Source organism: Absicoccus porci, assembly GCF_003725415.1.
GTDB classification, from domain to species: Bacteria; Bacillota_I; Bacilli_A; order Erysipelotrichales; family Erysipelotrichaceae; genus Absicoccus; species Absicoccus porci.
This window is the reverse complement of sequence record NZ_RJQC01000001.1, coordinates 25,358-42,620: the sequence shown is the minus strand read 5'-3', so window position 1 is coordinate 42,620 and position 17,263 is coordinate 25,358. Positions and strand designations below refer to the sequence as shown.

16 protein-coding genes are annotated in these 17,263 nt (G+C 31.8%); 1 reads left to right on the top strand and 15 read right to left on the bottom strand.

From position 1 onward, the window contains the following. Window positions 1-253: 253 nt before the first annotated feature. Window positions 254-1,111, bottom strand: coding sequence for a DUF2971 domain-containing protein (locus EDX97_RS00215; protein ID WP_128519215.1), 858 nt, complete (start codon window positions 1,109-1,111; stop codon window positions 254-256). A gap of 300 nt (window positions 1,112-1,411) precedes the next feature. Between EDX97_RS00215 and EDX97_RS00210 the strand changes: the two genes are divergently transcribed. Then, complete coding sequence (locus EDX97_RS00210; RefSeq protein ID WP_128519214.1) at window positions 1,412-2,884, top strand: nucleotide sugar dehydrogenase; 1,473 nt, start codon at window positions 1,412-1,414, stop codon at window positions 2,882-2,884. 93 nt (window positions 2,885-2,977) lie between these two features. On the opposite strand, the gene EDX97_RS00205 is transcribed toward EDX97_RS00210, so the two are convergent. The 14 genes from EDX97_RS00205 to EDX97_RS00140 form a co-directional block, all read right to left on the bottom strand. Further along, complete coding sequence (locus EDX97_RS00205) at window positions 2,978-4,174, bottom strand: polysaccharide biosynthesis C-terminal domain-containing protein (RefSeq protein WP_128519213.1); 1,197 nt, start codon at window positions 4,172-4,174, stop codon at window positions 2,978-2,980. Window positions 4,175-4,224: 50 nt separating this feature from the next. After that, complete coding sequence (gene wecB / locus EDX97_RS00200; RefSeq protein WP_128519212.1) at window positions 4,225-5,403, bottom strand: non-hydrolyzing UDP-N-acetylglucosamine 2-epimerase; 1,179 nt, start codon at window positions 5,401-5,403, stop codon at window positions 4,225-4,227. A 53-nt stretch (window positions 5,404-5,456) separates the two neighbouring features. Further along, entirely contained in the window at window positions 5,457-6,281 is an 825-nt protein-coding gene (locus EDX97_RS11800) for a hypothetical protein (RefSeq protein WP_221175860.1), read from the bottom strand. Further along, on the bottom strand, window positions 6,244-6,747 hold the full coding sequence (locus EDX97_RS00190) for a hypothetical protein (protein ID WP_128519211.1): 504 nt from the start codon (window positions 6,745-6,747) through the stop codon (window positions 6,244-6,246). Before EDX97_RS00190 ends, EDX97_RS11800 begins: the two co-directional genes overlap by 38 nt. A gap of 116 nt (window positions 6,748-6,863) precedes the next feature. Further along, window positions 6,864-7,394 carry a hypothetical protein gene (locus tag EDX97_RS00185; RefSeq protein ID WP_128519210.1) on the bottom strand — a complete coding sequence of 177 codons (531 nt, stop codon included), beginning with the start codon at window positions 7,392-7,394 and terminating at the stop codon, window positions 6,864-6,866. A gap of 33 nt (window positions 7,395-7,427) precedes the next feature. Then, on the bottom strand, window positions 7,428-8,465 hold the full coding sequence (locus tag EDX97_RS00180) for a polysaccharide biosynthesis protein (RefSeq protein WP_128519209.1): 1,038 nt from the start codon (window positions 8,463-8,465) through the stop codon (window positions 7,428-7,430). 24 nt (window positions 8,466-8,489) lie between these two features. Continuing rightward, window positions 8,490-9,926, bottom strand: a complete 1,437-nt coding sequence (locus tag EDX97_RS00175) for a flippase (protein WP_128519208.1) — start codon at window positions 9,924-9,926, stop codon at window positions 8,490-8,492. A gap of 15 nt (window positions 9,927-9,941) precedes the next feature. Beyond that, a complete protein-coding gene (locus EDX97_RS00170) occupies window positions 9,942-11,114 on the bottom strand; it encodes an O-antigen ligase family protein (RefSeq protein ID WP_128519207.1) in 1,173 nt (390 codons plus the stop codon). 19 nt (window positions 11,115-11,133) lie between these two features. Then, window positions 11,134-12,342, bottom strand: a complete 1,209-nt coding sequence (locus EDX97_RS00165; RefSeq protein ID WP_128519206.1) for a glycosyltransferase family 4 protein — start codon at window positions 12,340-12,342, stop codon at window positions 11,134-11,136. Next, window positions 12,311-12,961 (bottom strand): CatB-related O-acetyltransferase, encoded by a 651-nt coding sequence (locus EDX97_RS00160; protein ID WP_128519205.1) that lies wholly within the window; start codon window positions 12,959-12,961, stop codon window positions 12,311-12,313. The genes EDX97_RS00165 and EDX97_RS00160 overlap by 32 nt, the downstream gene beginning before the upstream one ends. Before the next feature lie 91 nt (window positions 12,962-13,052). Further along, complete coding sequence (locus EDX97_RS00155; protein ID WP_128519204.1) at window positions 13,053-14,237, bottom strand: glycosyltransferase family 4 protein; 1,185 nt, start codon at window positions 14,235-14,237, stop codon at window positions 13,053-13,055. 22 nt (window positions 14,238-14,259) lie between these two features. Then, window positions 14,260-15,246 (bottom strand): peptidoglycan bridge formation glycyltransferase FemA/FemB family protein, encoded by a 987-nt coding sequence (locus EDX97_RS00150; protein ID WP_128519203.1) that lies wholly within the window; start codon window positions 15,244-15,246, stop codon window positions 14,260-14,262. Window positions 15,247-15,258: 12 nt separating this feature from the next. Further along, entirely contained in the window at window positions 15,259-16,269 is a 1,011-nt protein-coding gene (locus EDX97_RS00145) for an aspartate aminotransferase family protein (protein WP_128519202.1), read from the bottom strand. A gap of 4 nt (window positions 16,270-16,273) precedes the next feature. After that, on the bottom strand, window positions 16,274-17,263 hold the full coding sequence (locus tag EDX97_RS00140; protein WP_183164204.1) for a GNAT family N-acetyltransferase: 990 nt from the start codon (window positions 17,261-17,263) through the stop codon (window positions 16,274-16,276).

The following is a 17,263-nucleotide window of genomic DNA, read 5'->3' as shown; positions in this document are numbered from 1 at the left end:
ACTAACTTACACAGTTTAGATTACACTCTCGCTTTCNTCCTTCAACCATATCATGAGATAGGCATAATAAAAACTGTGTTCATTAGTTAGCCGTACGCATCTAACTAACTTACACAGTTTAGATTACACTCTCTTCTAAAAAAAGAAGTGATCATAGTTTTCAAAAAATCAACATAAAGACATCTGCAAATAACATCTATGATTCCACCGCACCGTCCTAGAATTCAATACTTATTGGTAAAGGCAAAAAATATTAACGTATTTTTTCGAAAAGATCACTTTCTTTTATTTTCATATTTGGAGCATATTTTTCTTTTAAAACATCTACAATAGCTCTATTCCCATCACTAATAAAAGGAGATAGTGTTATTTCAATATTCTCATATGCATCATCCGATATTTTTAAGTAAAAGGATTTTTGGTTGCTTTCTTCTAAAGAATCTTCCATAGCACCCCTAATAGCTTGATTTAGTTCTATATTTATTTTTTTCATAAATTGATTTATTTGATTTTTGTCATCGGGGAATACATTCATGTTCATTGGAAAAATATTTAATATATACCGATATTCTTTTTGAAATTTCCAAGCAGTCCGTTTATATTTTCCTATTTCACCAATTCCAAAATATAACTCGTTTTTGCCTTGTTCGATAAGCTTAGGATAAAGACAGTTTTCATCATCAGTGTATATAACTTTAAAGGGTCCTTCTCCACCTTGATATTGTTTGCAGAAAATATTTTGTTCTTTCAATAAATGAAAAGGTATTAATGTTTTAAAAAAACTATTATCATTTAACTCGTCCTCATATAGTTTAAATGGTCGGCTCTTCATTTTTATTCTTACGCCATTATCTTTTCCCGTATACATTTTCCACATAGGTATACTTTCTTTTTCTTCATTTGTCCAGGAACTCACAAAACAATAATTTCCAATTTTTTTCAAATCATTAAATTTTGCTTCTTCTAAATCATCCAAATTTGTTAACGGACTGAATTTTATACTGTGACTCTTTAATATCAATGCTAAAGATTCGACAGTTGTATAATGGAACAAATATTCTGGTGGATCAAGATTTTTTATTCCCCATGGATCATAATCATTTTTATTCATTGATTGTCACCTGACTTTACATAAATATTAAAAGAGACCAGTCATACATATAGGAAGACAATTTTTGTTAGCCTCTTCTTATACAACTATATGATACCATAGAGTTATGCATATAATTTATCATATTTATCATATTATTTTAATAGGAATAAGATGTGTGACAGATTTATAATTCATCATATAATTCTATTATTAATGACATTTATAATTAAATTGTGACTGTGTTTTATTATTTTAAACATTATTATTGACATATGACTTAGAATTGTTTAAGTTTATTTATAGATTTGGAGAAAATACATGAAAAAAATTTCTTATAAAAAAATGGCAGATACCATTATTGCCAAACGAAAAGAACAACAATTAACACAAAATCAATTAGCTCAATTAACCGGGATTCATCGAGGAATGATTTCTCGAATTGAGAATTTAGATTATATTCCTTCGATTGATCAATTGGAGAATATTGCCCAAACTTTACATTTTGAAGTGATTGATTTATTTGAAGAAGAACCAATAAAGAAACCAACACTTGATAAACGATACAACATTGCGATTGCAGGTACAGGTTATGTTGGTTTATCTATTGCAACATTATTATCGCAACACAATCATGTTACGGCTGTAGATATCATTGAAGAAAAAGTAGAAATGATCAATCAAAGAAAATCGCCTATTCAAGATGAATATATTGAAAGATATTTAGCGGAAAAGGATTTAGATTTAACGGCTACATTAGATGGTGAAAAAGCTTATAAAAATGCCGATTTTGTCGTAATTGCTGCACCAACCAACTATGATAGTAAAAAAAATTTCTTTGATTGTTCAGCTGTAGAATCTGTCATTGAATTGGTCTTAAAAGTGAATCCAGAAGCTATGATGGTCATTAAATCCACCATTCCAGTTGGCTATACTAAGTCAATTCGAAAAAAATACAATACAAAAAATATTATCTTTAGTCCCGAATTTTTAAGAGAATCCAAAGCATTATATGATAATTTATATCCATCTCGCATCATTGTATCTTGTGATGAAGATTCCAAAGAAAAAGCACATATCTTTGCGAAACTTCTACAACAAGGTGCCATCAAAGAAAATATTGATACCTTATTTATGGGATTTACCGAAGCCGAAGCTGTTAAATTATTTGCGAATACCTATTTAGCCCTTCGAGTTTCCTATTTTAATGAATTGGATACCTATGCAGAATCTAAAGGATTAAATACCAAAGAAATCATTGATGGTGTATGTCTAGATTCTCGTATTGGAAATCACTACAACAATCCTAGTTTTGGCTATGGCGGTTATTGCCTACCCAAAGACACTAAACAACTACTAGCTAACTTCAATGATGTCCCACAAAACATGATTTCTGCCATTGTAGAAAGTAATCGAACCAGAAAAGACTTTATTGCTGATCAAGTATTACATATGGTCGGATACTATGATTATTATTCTCAAGGTGATTATTCGCCTAATCAAGAAAAAGAATGTGTCATTGGTGTATATCGACTAACAATGAAATCCAATTCTGATAATTTCAGACAATCCTCTATCCAAGGTGTCATGAAACGAATCAAAGCCAAAGGTGCCAAAGTCATCATTTATGAACCGACTTTGAAAAATGGTGAAACATTCTTTGGATCAAGAGTTGTGAATAACCTAAAGAAATTCAAGAAGCAAAGCCAAGCCATTATCGCCAATAGATATGATACATGTTTGGATGATGTACAAGACAAAGTCTATACACGAGATATCTTTAAAAGGGATTAAAATAAGAGCGAGTTCACAAAGCCACTTCAGGACATCGTTGAAGTGGCTCATTTTTCGTGGATTGAGTGGCTCCGCCACCTTGGAATATTCGCTTTACACATTTTCTCCAAAAGTATCTGGTTTCTCTGGATTAAAAATTTCATTACATGTCATAACGGTTACTAGATCCTCTGTTTTTGATAGATTAATAATGTTATGTGTCCATCCTGGAACCATATAAACCGATTCGATATTATCTCCACTCACTTCAAATTCAATAATTTCACCTGTATTGATATTTCGTTCTTGAATGAGTCCATGTCCATGCACTACTATAAATTGTTCCCATTTACTATTATGCCAATGTTGGCCTTTAGTAATACCAGGTTTACTAATATTAATGCTTACTTGACCACAATCTTCTGTATGAACAAGTTCTGTAAATGATCCTCGATCATCACAGTTCATTTTTAATGAATATTTGAATTTATCCTTTGGTAAATATGTAAGATATAAGCTAAATAACTTCTTTGAAAAACTACCATTTGGCATTTTAGGCATCATTAAATTGGCTGGTTGTTTCTTAAATTGTTGTAATAAATCAACAATTTCTCCCAATGTAACTTTATGCGTTACCGGAACACAACAATATCTACCATTCTCTTTGACTACTGTTTCTACACCATCATATTCACAATGTGTTTCTTTTCCCTCTAATAAGTCAAACATACCTCCGATTAAATCATCAATATAAAGAAGTTCTAATTCTGTGTTTCTATCATTAACCGTAAAAGGTTTATCATTGGCAATAGCCCAACAAAAAGTTGAAACTGCCGAGTTATATTTAGGCCTAGAATGCCCCATTAGATTAGGAAAACGATATACAGCTACTTTAGCACCTGTTTCTTTTCCATATTCAAAGAATAATTCTTCACCTGCTTTTTTCGAACGACCATATTCGCTATTTCCAAAACGACCAGCCAATGTAGCTTGTACAGAAGAAGACAACATAATCGTAGCTTTATTATTATATTTTTTTAATGTATCTAATAAAATAGAAGCAAAACCAAAATTGCCTTTCATAAAATCTTCTGGATTTTCAGGACGATTTACTCCCGCCAGATTAAATACAAAATCAGCTTTTTGACAATACTGATCTAATTCTTCTGGCGTTGAATCAAGATCATACTCATATATATCTTCTATTGAAATATTCGGTCTTGTCCTATTTTTGTTATCCCGGATATTTTTTAAATTATTTACTAGCGCTGTGCCTACCATGCCTTTTGCACCTGTTACCAAAATATTCATACAACTCACATCCTTGTTTTATTTGTTATAGAACCAGTGCAACGTTTCATTTACACTTCTTTTCTCCAAACCATTTTATTAACAACACCAGTATAGCTCTGAATAATTTTTACAACTTTTGAACTAACATTTTCTTCAATATAATCTGGAACTGGGACACCATAATCTCCTGCTCTGTTCATTTCGACTGCAATATCAACAGACTGTAACAATCCTTTTTCATCAATTCCTGAAAGAATAAAACATGCTTTATCCAATGCTTCCGGACGTTCTGTTGATGTACGGATACATACAGCAGGGAAAGGATGTCCCACCGATGTAAAGAAGCTACTTTCTTCCGGTAATGTTCCAGAATCTGACACTACTGCAAATGCATTCATCTGCAGGCAATTATAATCATGGAATCCAAGTGGCTCATGCTGAATCACTCTCGGATCAAGTTTAAATCCTGTAGATTCAATTCTCTTTTTACTTCTAGGATGGCATGAATATAAAATTGGCATATTATACTTCTCAGCCAGTTTATTTATTGCATTAAACAAAGATAAGAAATTCTTTTCTGTATCAATATTTTCTTCACGATGCGCTGAAAGAAGTATATACTTTCCTTTTTCCAAACCAAGTTTACTATGAATATCCGATGCTTCAATTTCTGCTAAATTGTTATGTAATACCTCTGCCATAGGTGATCCAGTCACATATGTACGCTCCTTTGGCAAACCACAATCTGCCAAATATCTACGAGCATGTTCAGAATATGCCATATTCACATCAGAAATAATATCTACAATACGTCTATTTGTTTCTTCCGGAAGACACTCATCCTTGCAGCGATTACCTGCCTCCATATGAAAAATCGGAATATGCAATCTCTTCGCACCAATCACTGACAAACAACTATTAGTATCTCCAAGAACCAGCACTGCATCTGGTTTAATCTCTGCCATCAGCTTATAGCTCTGTGCAATAATATTTCCACAAGTTTCTCCAAGATCTGCTCCAACAGCGTTCAAATATACTTCCGGATTCTCCAGCTTTAAGTCCTTAAAAAATACACCATTTAAGTTATAATCATAATTCTGTCCTGTATGGGCAAGAATCACATCGAAATATTTACGAGTTTTATTAATTACAGCAGCCAAACGGATAATTTCTGGTCTGGTTCCTACAATAATTAACAATTTTAACTTTCCATTTTCTTTCCATTTTACAGTATCATATGTTCCCATTATTATTCACAATCTCTTTCTTTGAATATTTATCATACATATCTTAATTCCTATTATGTAATGCTTGCAGATTCCTTACTTGTCGAATCTATCATGATTACTTCTGGAACTTTTTTACCTTCATCTATATCTCGATTATAACGATCAAGAAGTTTTTTTACCTTTACTGGATTTCCAACGTCAACCAATACATAAACCATATTATCCGTCTGTTCAGCTTTTGCATATTCCTCCACCTGCGTGTCATATCCATGCATATACTGACCATTAGAAGATAATTTTACTTCTATAACCGTTATATCCTGTCCTCGGCTAATTTTGAAGTCCACCGGTCCTCTACCCTCATCAGCTTCACAACTTAGGCTTAAATTATTTGCCTTAATATAGGCTATACCAGATAAGTGAATCACTCGCTGCACAATTTTTTCACGCTTCTGAGTTCCAGCACTTAGTATGACTTCCCAGCCTCTATTATATTCTACCCAATTTTTGAAAAGATTTAAAATCTCAAGTGAAGCAGCTTTGCTATCAATTTCGCTGTCTTTATGTTTTGACAACCATGATATTCCACTTTTCTCTATTCTCTGCCATAATTTAGCAAGAAAATAATCTATCTGTTCTTCCGGATTGTATGCGTCCAATTTTTCTTCTCGGTACGCCTCGATAACCTGCTTACACTTTTCCGAATCTTTAAATATCTTCTCTCGTAAATAATATTTACGATCAGTAGCAGCCCATTGTGTCCAGTGTTCTGCCACCTCATTATTCACCATAGCACGAATTGTATTATTCTCTACAATGACTGAATCTATTTCTTTCCATGATTTTGCTACCGGCAATTTATGCAATATTTCTGTCGGAAGCAAAAGTATTTTCATATCCTTTTTCCGGGTTGCATAATAAACCATTATTAAACAGCTTATCTGGATAATTATTTATTGTAATTCCAAGTTGTTGGTTCACTCTCTCCGTATATGCCTGTATGTCTGGTAAAATCAATGTTGCAATCATATCGCTTAAACGATCAGGACCAACATTATCCTGGAACAATGGTAACAGTTGAAAAAACTCCGGATCTTCAATTCCTGCCTTAACTATATCATATGCTGTTTCTAGCACCATTTTTGATATTTTAGCTCCAAATCCTGATCCGGGTGCTTTCTCTCCAAAGCCCAGACAAATGCCATTTACTTCTGAGAACTTGAATATGTCAAGTGCAGCCCGAAAATATGTATCTTTTACGTTTTTCTGTTCTGCACGATCCAACAATTTTATGATTTTCCGAAAAAAATCATTGATTCTATCATAAGAGCCTTCAAATTCTGGAGTAGTTGTTTCTTTCAATCTCTGGATATTAAAAAAAAGCATTATCCTTATCCAGAACAGGATCAAATACACCTATGTTCTCCAATGCTTCTCCTATTTTCAAATAATCTGATAACAGCATTTTTTAAAGCTCCTCATCTCTGCCACAGCATGTCCCAGCCTTTGTTAAAGTATTTTAATCTAAACTCATCACAGGCAGTTTTGTACTGGCTCATTATAATTACCGCATCACTATATGTGCTTCTTCCTTTTCCATTCGCCTGTCCATCATCAGCTTCCTGTAATAAATCCAAATACTGTGTAGAATCTTCTGATGCCATTATCTGTTTCAGAGGAGAAAGCACACGATTGACTCGACTCGTCTTAAATGCATTCGTTAAGGCATCTGGTTGTTTTTTTGCCAGTAATGAAAATTCCGCATATAAACCACCCAATAATTTTGCAAGTAAATTAAACTGTTCCTCGTCTGTAGCTTCCATATCTTCCTTTTCATCAAGTGCTTTAACAATCACATCTACATCATCTCTTATTCGACTTGCTAATGTTGCACATTTCGGTATTCCCGGAGTTTTTTGCAGTTCATAAACATGTCCCTTCTCCAACAGTTCCAGATTATCATATATGCGTTCTACATTAACATCAAAATTTGAATTTTCGCTCATCATGCACTCCCCCCCTTCCGTTATATGTATTTATTACTATTCCATCTTTGCAAGTTCAGCCTGAATATATGCCAAAGAAGCAATCTTTTCTTTTGTTTCTTCCAAATTTAATCTCTTAGTATTATTAGAATTAAACTCTGTCAGAGTATTTCTCTTCTCATCGCCGTCTTTGAAGTATTTATCATAATTCAGACCTCGATTGTCGGCCGGAACACGATAGAAATTTCCCATGTCAACAGCTTTCGCACATTCTTCATTTGTAAGAAGTGTTTCATACATCTTCTCTCCATGACGAATACCAATTACCTTAATATCCTCTTTTTTGCCACCAAACAGCTCACACACTGCTTCAGCCTGTGTCTGAATTGTACAAGCTGGAGCTTTCTGAATCAGAAGATCTCCATTCTCGCCATGCTCAAATGCAAATAATACAAGGTCAACAGCTTCCTCCAGGCTCATAATAAAACGTGTCATAGATGGCTCTGTCACAGTAATTGGATTTCCCCGCTTAATCTGATCAATCCAAAGTGGAATAACTGATCCACGACTGCACATAACATTTCCATAACGGGTACAACAAATCTTTGTTTTTCCAGACATTCTGGATTTTGCAACTGCAACTTTTTCTTCGATTGCTTTTGTAATTCCCATTGCATTAATCGGATACGCTGCCTTATCTGTTGAAAGACAGATAACAGATTCAACCCCTGCTTCAATTGCTGCAGTCAATACATTCTCTGTTCCAATTACATTTGTGCGGACTGCTTCCATCGGGAAGAACTCACATGATGGCACCTGCTTTAAAGCTGCTGCATGAAAGATATAATCTACACCTGGCATTGCAGCTCTTACAGACTGTAAATCACGGACATCTCCAATATAAAATTTGATTTTATCGGCTACTTCCGGCATTCTCGCTTGAAAATCATGTCGCATATCATCCTGCTTCTTTTCATCTCGCGAAAAGATACGGATTTCTCCAATATCTGTTTTAAGGAAACGATTTAAAACTGCATTTCCAAATGAACCAGTTCCACCAGTTATCATTAATGTTTTTCCTTTAAATAAACTCATTTTTTTCTCCTTTTATTTTATATTTTATTTTTTCTTAATAACCAAACCCACAATTTTATTTTTTGTTACTTTCCAATAAATTAAACAAATTACTGCATATGTAATTATTCCTGTCAAAACTTCAAAGAAAAGAGCAACAATTCCTCCATTAAAGCATAGAGCCACTACTCTTACAATTGTAAACATAATAACTCCGAACACCACATATATCATGGACTTAAAAATTGTAGTTAAACATGAAATATATTTATTCATTTTTATATATTGCCAAACACAACTCACCAATTCTGCCACTAATGTACCAATAACTGCTCCTAATGCTCCTAACCTTGATATTAAAAACCAATTCACCACAAAATTAACACCTGCACCGCAAAATACAGACTCTATAAATATTTTTTCTTTATGATTTGGTATTAAATATTGCATTCGAGCAATTTCTGAAAGACCTTTTATTACAAGAACCGGGGATAGATCAATAATTAATCTGATACATTCATCATAACCCTTCCCAAAAAAGAACGGTGTAAACTCTTTTGAAATTGCAGAAATTCCACATGCCATTGCTACAGCAACTACAATGATTAATTCAATAGAAAGTAAAAAAAGTTTTCTTGCTTCCTCTAATTTTCCTTCTTTATTTAAAGAAGTCATCCTCGGTAACATAACAGTCCCAACACCCGTTAATATGCCTATTGGAATGTTAATAATTTTATCAGCGTTATAGTAATAACCTACTTGTTTATAAGTACTTAATAAGCCCAACATCGTTTTATCCATAATGTGATAAACTGACATTGCCATCAATGGAACAAACAAAACTAAATTAGGTTTTATGTGGCTAACAATTTCAAACCATGAAATCTCTTTAATAGCTTTTAAGTCTATCTCTTTTGATGCAAAAAACCAAAGTATTGCATTACTAAGGAACGTACTACCAGACATAATTACTGTGTATATCCAAAGATCACTCGGCTTTCTAACCAACATTAAAATTAATATTACAGAGCAAATTCGAATAACCATATTTCTTGACACAGTTATCTTAAATTTCTCTACTCCAAAAAATAGCCAGTTAATATCGACCAATGATCCTAATAAGTAAAAAATTTGTAAAAAAGCTATGTATGTATTTTGAGAACATATCTGGGTCAAATAAAACGCATACACGCTTATTGAAATTACTGTACAACATAATTGAAGTATATAAATATTCCAAAACGTCCTACTTCTTTTTCCTCTATCTTTCCCACAATCTGCAATGGTTCTCGTTCCATAATTAACTACGCCAAGCATTGCAAACAATGTAAAATAATTAACAATGGATTGTGTATACGAAAAAACGCCTTGTTTTTCAGCTCCTAATACTCGCGCTAAATACGGTGATGTAATTAGCGGAATACATGTATTTAATATTTGATATATTGTCTGATATCCTAAATTTTTCTTAAGTTTACTCATTTGAGCTTCCTTTTATTAAACATATTTTTCTATACCACGCGCAAACAATATGCCATACATTAACCACATATAATAGCATTTAACACCTGGTCCTATAGGAGCTAATCCCTCAAATATGCTATTTATTCCATAACCTATACATACAATGACAAGTATCGAAGAATAAACGTTTGTTCTGTCAAATTTTAAACTTTTTATAATCGGTAAATATGCTATTCCAATTATAATGCTTCCTGTAATAATGCCAAATTGTAATATACATGATAAAGGGAAACATTCAAAATACAAGGAACCTATTCCAGTCAACCAATGTCCTTCTATTAAAGCTGGAAATTCTGATACAATAGAAACTCTTCCAGATGTTAGTGAATCCAAACTTGAAGCGTTTCTTCCTGCAAACATTATATTCCCCACAAACATATCAAATAAATTTTCATTCATAAGTAAAACTAATGTGCCAATTAGCACCACTACCGTTAATAAATATTTTATTTTACGATTAAATTGTTTTCCTAAAATAATGTAAATCAAGCATATTGTAAATCCAACAATCGTAGCTCTTGATTTTAAAAACATCAGCAAAATTACTTCAAAAATTATGACTACTATTTTTAGCAAATTGAAAATCCTAAATTTATCAAAATGGATAAACATAAGTATAACAATAGCAGTAAATATAATTTGCGATATTGAATTTTTTGATGCATACGCATATTGACGTGACGTAATATCAAATCCAACAGAAAAATATTCTACATATATCGAAAGTGCTACCGTTGCTGCCGATATTACATATGACATAGAAACGATTTTTAGATCTTTATCTGAAAACTGGTCTCCTACAAAAGTTCCTAGGCAATAAATAAAAAACGACAAAATTAAGCTTTGTAATACCGATGAATTGAAATATGAATTATTCGTCACAATAGATGACAATAATATTAATACGAATACACTACATATGGCAAAAAATATCTTAAATGTACTATAGAACACTCTAATCTTTTTTTTAAGAAAAATGTACAATAGTAATATAATCCACATTGGCATATTCAATTTTTGAGTCATACCTATTGAAACAAAAAAAGGGAGCTGGGAAATATTTGAAAAAAAACATGCAAGTGCAACTAAGAATATAAATCCTCTATTTTTTTTCTTATTCACAATCTCAAATTGTTCAATTGTCATTTTCTTTACTTCCTCCAGTTCAATTTTCAAATATTTCCCTCAAGTATTTTTCTGCAACCTTGTAATCAGAATACTCTTCAACAGTTTTATATCCTTGTTTCACAATTTGTGTTAATTTATTATTATCATATTTTATAATATCTTCCAAAATTTGTCTTAATTCCTTATTATCTGCCTCATGGCAAAGAAATCCGTTATCTTTATTTATAATAATACCATCTACTCCACCATCCTTAGATGCAATGGTCAAACAACTAGCAGCCATAGCTTCCAAGTATACCAAACCAAATACTTCATTTGTACTAATCATCACAAAAATATGTGTATCTTCAAGTATTTGCATAACTTTCTCTCTAGAAACACGTCCCCAAAAATGAATTTTATCTGTACAATTAAGTTGTTGCGCTAACTCTTCCAGTTCTGCACGAGAAGCACCTTCTCCTACAATGTTAAACTCCCAATTTACACTCTTAATTTCTGATAATGCTTTTATAGTTGCATCAACATTTTTATAAGATACAAGTCTTCCAGCATAAGTAATTTTCCATGTTTCAATATTTCTATATTTTTCTGTATTGAGCCTATAATTTTTCAAATACTCATCTGGTACACCAGAGTTACACACAAACGGCAGTTTATCTAATTGGAGCATTTCTTTAATCTGCCTAGCTTGGGATAGCGATCTTGCTCCTAATACATCAATATTTTCCAAATACTTCTTTGAATCGAACTTGGATGATTCAACATATCCCGTACCATGTAGAACAACTGCAGTTCTACAATGATATGTTAATTTTAGTTCTGAAATAATTTCCATCTGCGGACTTGCCCAATGCCCCGTTATCACATCTGGCACAAATTTTTCTTTTTTCAATACAGAAACAATCTTATTAACTTGTTTTTTTATTGCACTTTCTCTCGGTTGCGTATGTGGAATATATTTTTTTATTGGCAATCTATAAATCTTTGCCCCATTATCAAAATATTTTTTTTCTTGAACTGCTACATAATCAGCAATCTCAAATCCCATTTTTCCAGCCAGAATTTTTTTAATTTTACGGGGAATTTTGTGAATTATTTTGGGATAGCAATGCGAGTTATGTATAACTAATACCTCGTGTCCTTGTTTAATCCATTCTTTCACAAATGAATTTACAATATTAGTAGATGTATCAATATTTCCAAGTGATTTATCTTTATAAACAGATGTTATCATTAGTATTTTCATTCCGATTCTCCTCAACCATCTCCACAAAATCTAAGGGCCTGTCAAACAAGTATGAATATTTTGTTATTTTCTCATCATCCCACTCCCACCACTTTGTCTCTAATAATTTAATCTTTATGTTTTGTTGGAATCTGTCCCTTATTTTTTTTGCTGGATTTCCAGCCCAAATCTCATATGGTGGAACATCATGTGTCACGACACTTCCTGCACCAATTACTGATCCAACTCCAATTGTAACTCCTGACAAAATTATTACTCCTGCACCAATCCATACATCTGAATGAATTTTTATCTCTTTTCCCTCAACCATATCAAAGTTTGTGAAATTCTTTTTTAAAATATTTTTTCCCTCATGGAATACTGGTGAAGAAGATACTCTCTCAATTGGATGAGTTGCCCCACCCAATCTGCAATTATCCGCAATAGAAACAAATGCATCAATTTCACAATCTAAAATAAAACAATTATGTCCGCAATAGGAATACTTCTTTATGCTAGAATTATTCATTTGTGTTCCTGAGCATATCTTTGCTTTGCTATCTACTTGACAATTTGTTAAAGCTACTGGATTAAAAATAATTCTAATTCCTTTAGCAATTATTCGTTTTAAATCTACCATAAGTTCTCCATAAACATATAATCCTTATATCAAAATCAAAAGACCAATAACAGATATAACATCTGCTAGTAATTTTTTCTTAGTTTACTTGTTAGTTTTTTCGCTCATTTCTATTACAATAAAAATCTTCTATTTTATCAGCATTCAATTCCACATCAAATTCTCTTTTTAAAAATTCAAATCCATTTAAACCTTTTTTCTTCTGATTTTCTTTATTTTCACAGATTGTCTTTATGATTTTTTCTGCATCACTCAAATTTCTTGCATCACACCACCAACCACAATCATTATCAAGTATCATACCTTTAATATCTGTTGCTATATCTGTAATTGCCAAAATAGGCTTTTTCAATTTCATATAGCTCTGCATTCTTGAAGGAACATTTGGAATGGTAAATCGTGGATCTAAGCTAATTAATCCAACATCTGCTGTCTGTAATAACTTTTCATATTCCTCCTGTGGAAGACGCCTATTAAACTTTAAATTTGCAGGTTTTTCATTTGTTACATATTCTATTATTTTTCCCTGTTCTGTTCCTCCACCAACTATGATAAATTCTGCCTTAGAGTAACCTTTCAACCTGCGAGAAAGATCAATCAAAAAAGAGATATTTTGTGGCTTTCCGAGATTACCTCCAAACATAAAAACTGTTTTATCTTCGTTAAATATCGTTTTCCCTGTAAAATCAATTTCAATGGAGTTCGGAAAAATATGTATTTTTTCTTTTTTGACCTCCGGATTATGCTTTAATACATATTCCAAATTCGCCTGAGACATACAACCAATATAATCAGAATATTTATAGTATTTCTTTTCTTGATTTCTAAAATATTTATATATTATACCGGTTTTGCTCATCATTCCTAAATCTACGGCATTTTGCGGGAAAATATCTTTTAACATCAAAAAGGTTTTTGCATGATATTTTTCTTTGCAAAATTTAACTACTCCTGCTAAGGTAACAGGTGGTGTTGCATACAATATTAAGTCAAAATTTTCTTTTAATAAATATTCTTTTATCGCCCGCTTTAAATAAGTTCCAATCATTATCTGATTTAAACCTTTTTTAAATAAATTCTGACTGAACGGATCTCCTGTTTTTACATCTAATACACTAAGTCCTGATTCTTGTTGTTGAAAAGTTGTATTTGTAATATTGGGTAAACTTCGTACTACCGTTATTTTGTGATTTCTTTTTAAAAGGCTATCTATTAAATCACAATATAAATCTTTACATCCTAATTCCAAGGACATTGATATAAATAAAATATTCATAATTTTTCTCCGATATTTTTATTTAAGCTCTGTATTTTGGAAAATAATCACTATCTATTTTGTGATTCAACTCTCCTTCTCTCTTTGCAACTAATTCATCGTACTTTTCTCTATCCCATATTTTCTTTCCAACATAAAAATCAAATTCAGTATTTTTCCCGTATTTCTTTTTGTAAGTATATAAAGAATCATCTTCTGCACTTGTTCTTCCACCACCATGATGTATGTATCTGTATCCATGCTCATGTCCCCAGCGTGCAGCTGTTGCCTCAAGCAAGGCTCCTGCGTCTAAATCTAACATCTTCTGAGAGCTTCCCAGTAAATGTGCATGCATCAGATCACCTTCTATAAAATACATTTCACTTGCAATAATTTCATTTTCATAAATCAATTGAATTTCAAGCACTGATTTTCCTAAATACTTAATTATATATTCGTAATAACTATCTGGGAAATAATAATATGCATCGGCTTCATTTCTATCCATCGTTTCTTCATATAATTTTTTAAAGACCGACAAATCCTTTGGCTCTAAAATTGTTCTTACAGTCACACCATTTTTTTCTGCTTTTCTAATCTCTCGTCTTAAAGATTTTGAAAATTCAGCCTGAACAGGATCATCATAATCCTTCAAATTAGTACCTACAGTATGTCTTGAATATACAACATCATAGATTCCTTTAAAATCTAACGCATTTTCAAAAATTGGATGAAAACGAATAAATTCAGACACAATATTATTTTCAGTACAATATTCCGTAAAGTTCTTTTCAAACTGTGCCAATAATTTTTCTCTATCGTTACATTCTGTGATAATAGGACCGCCATATCCATATGGAGTTACAATATCATAATATTTTCCTTCAGTATTCATTTCAATTTCTCTTTTAATAAAAATATGTTCAATTTTTCCATACTCAGAATTGACTTCAAATGTTTCAAGTTTCCCATGTTCAATATTTTCATACAGTTTTCCGTAATATACATTGTAATAAATATCTTTCTTCATTTTTAACCTCAACTACTTTTCCATATATTCTTTAATTAAACAGCTTATTTTTTTCATATCTTCAGTTGAATATCTCTGATCGCACACAATGCTTAATTCTTTTTCATAAATTTCTCTTGTCCTATTCGTCAATATATGATGTTTTGATATTGGCCAATGCACTGGACAATAGACTCCTTTACCAATGAGCATTTTTTTCAGTTCATCCCGACATTCAATAATGATTGGAACAAACAAAGGACAATCATTATCAGAAATTTCAGGAAAAAGCGCAATATCTGATATTGATTTCAATAGTTCTTTCGCATTTTCCCTTCGCTTTTTTTTGATTTTATCAATATCTAATGTTTGAGCTGCTAATATATCTGCCCTTTCCGCATTATATACACCTTTTAAATTGCATTCATCTAATACATCTTCAGCTTCTTCATATATTTCTAAATACCCTTTTGATTTTGTCAGTCCTTCAATATAATCATGCTTTTGCTTCATGGCTTGACATCTCAAACTTACATACTTCCGGTCAACATCTCTGACAGGTATTTCATCTGTCCATTTTTCATTACTCCAAGCATATCCACCCGTATATACACCCGTCCATTTTCTTAGACTTCCAAAATAATATGTTGCATCTTTATATTCTTTTATAAAAATAGAATGTGTCAAATCTCTTATAACAATGCCATTATAATTCGATAAATTATAACTTGATTCATAGCCAAAATAATCCATAGCCAGAATAACATCACATTCTTTGTCTATTTTTTGAACCAAATTTCCATTTTTCAATTCTATGTCATAAAAAGATATGTCAAAATCATTTATAATGAAAGGGATAATCATGCTATCACAACACCACGATGGTAACGCAACAGAAGATACATCATGCTTACTTTTAATATCATCAATAATAAAATTAAGTGCATTTTGCCCCGAAAGGAACCATTTTGTATCACTTGGAAACAAGTGATTTTTTTTAGTCGAATTATCAACTTCCCAAAATTCACTACCAATTTCTAACACTATTTCAAATCCCCTTTACTTTAGAAAAAGACATCAAATTGATATACTTTCCCCCTTTATATATTCTCGAATATAATGTTCCTTCTTTTTTAAATCCACATTTTTCAAACAATCTTATTGATGGTTGATTATATTCTAAAATTTCTGCATATATACAGTTCAAGCGCATTTCATTAAAAGCATACTTAACAATAGTATTCACTGCATCAGTACCATATCCTTTGCCTCTGCTATTTGCTACCGCTAATTTAACATGAACTTCAGCAGTTCCATTTTTCATATCAATATTACTTAATATTATTGTTCCTATTCCTGTTTTCTTTTCATCGTTTAATGCAATAATTGTTCTAAACACTGTATCATCATTTTTTTGATTTTCTATCCATTCGCATTGCATATCATATGAAACAGGATAAGAACTGCCACCCAACATATTTTCAGTATCGGGATCATTTATAATATCAAGTAATAAATCTGCATCATTTTTTTCTAATGCCCTAAGAATTACTTTTTCACCCTGTATTATCATTTCTGCACCTCTATCTTCCAATTTCTTTATCATTCGATAACTTTCCACCTCAAAACCTTGTTTTAAGTGGTATCTATATGATTGTTTATTTTCTTTTTCACAATTGGTATCTATAATATATATCTCTCTTGATATAGCAATTTTTTCCAGCATTTTTTGGAGTTTAGTTCCAACAGACATATTCTGATAAGATTCATTGACAGCTATGAAATAACTGTGTATACGTTTCTGCCCCCCCCAATTTATTTCATAAGCCCAATGAAAACCCACTAATACATTTTTGCAAAAAGCACCTAATAATATCGCACTTCCATCTTTGCAAAATTTAGACATATTTTCATAATACATTTCAGATATTTTTTCTCTTTTTTTATCTTCGTCAAAAAGTAACTTAAATAATTCAAGTATTTCTTTTTTTTGAGTTAAAATATCATCTTCTTTTATTTCTCTATATAATATTTCCAT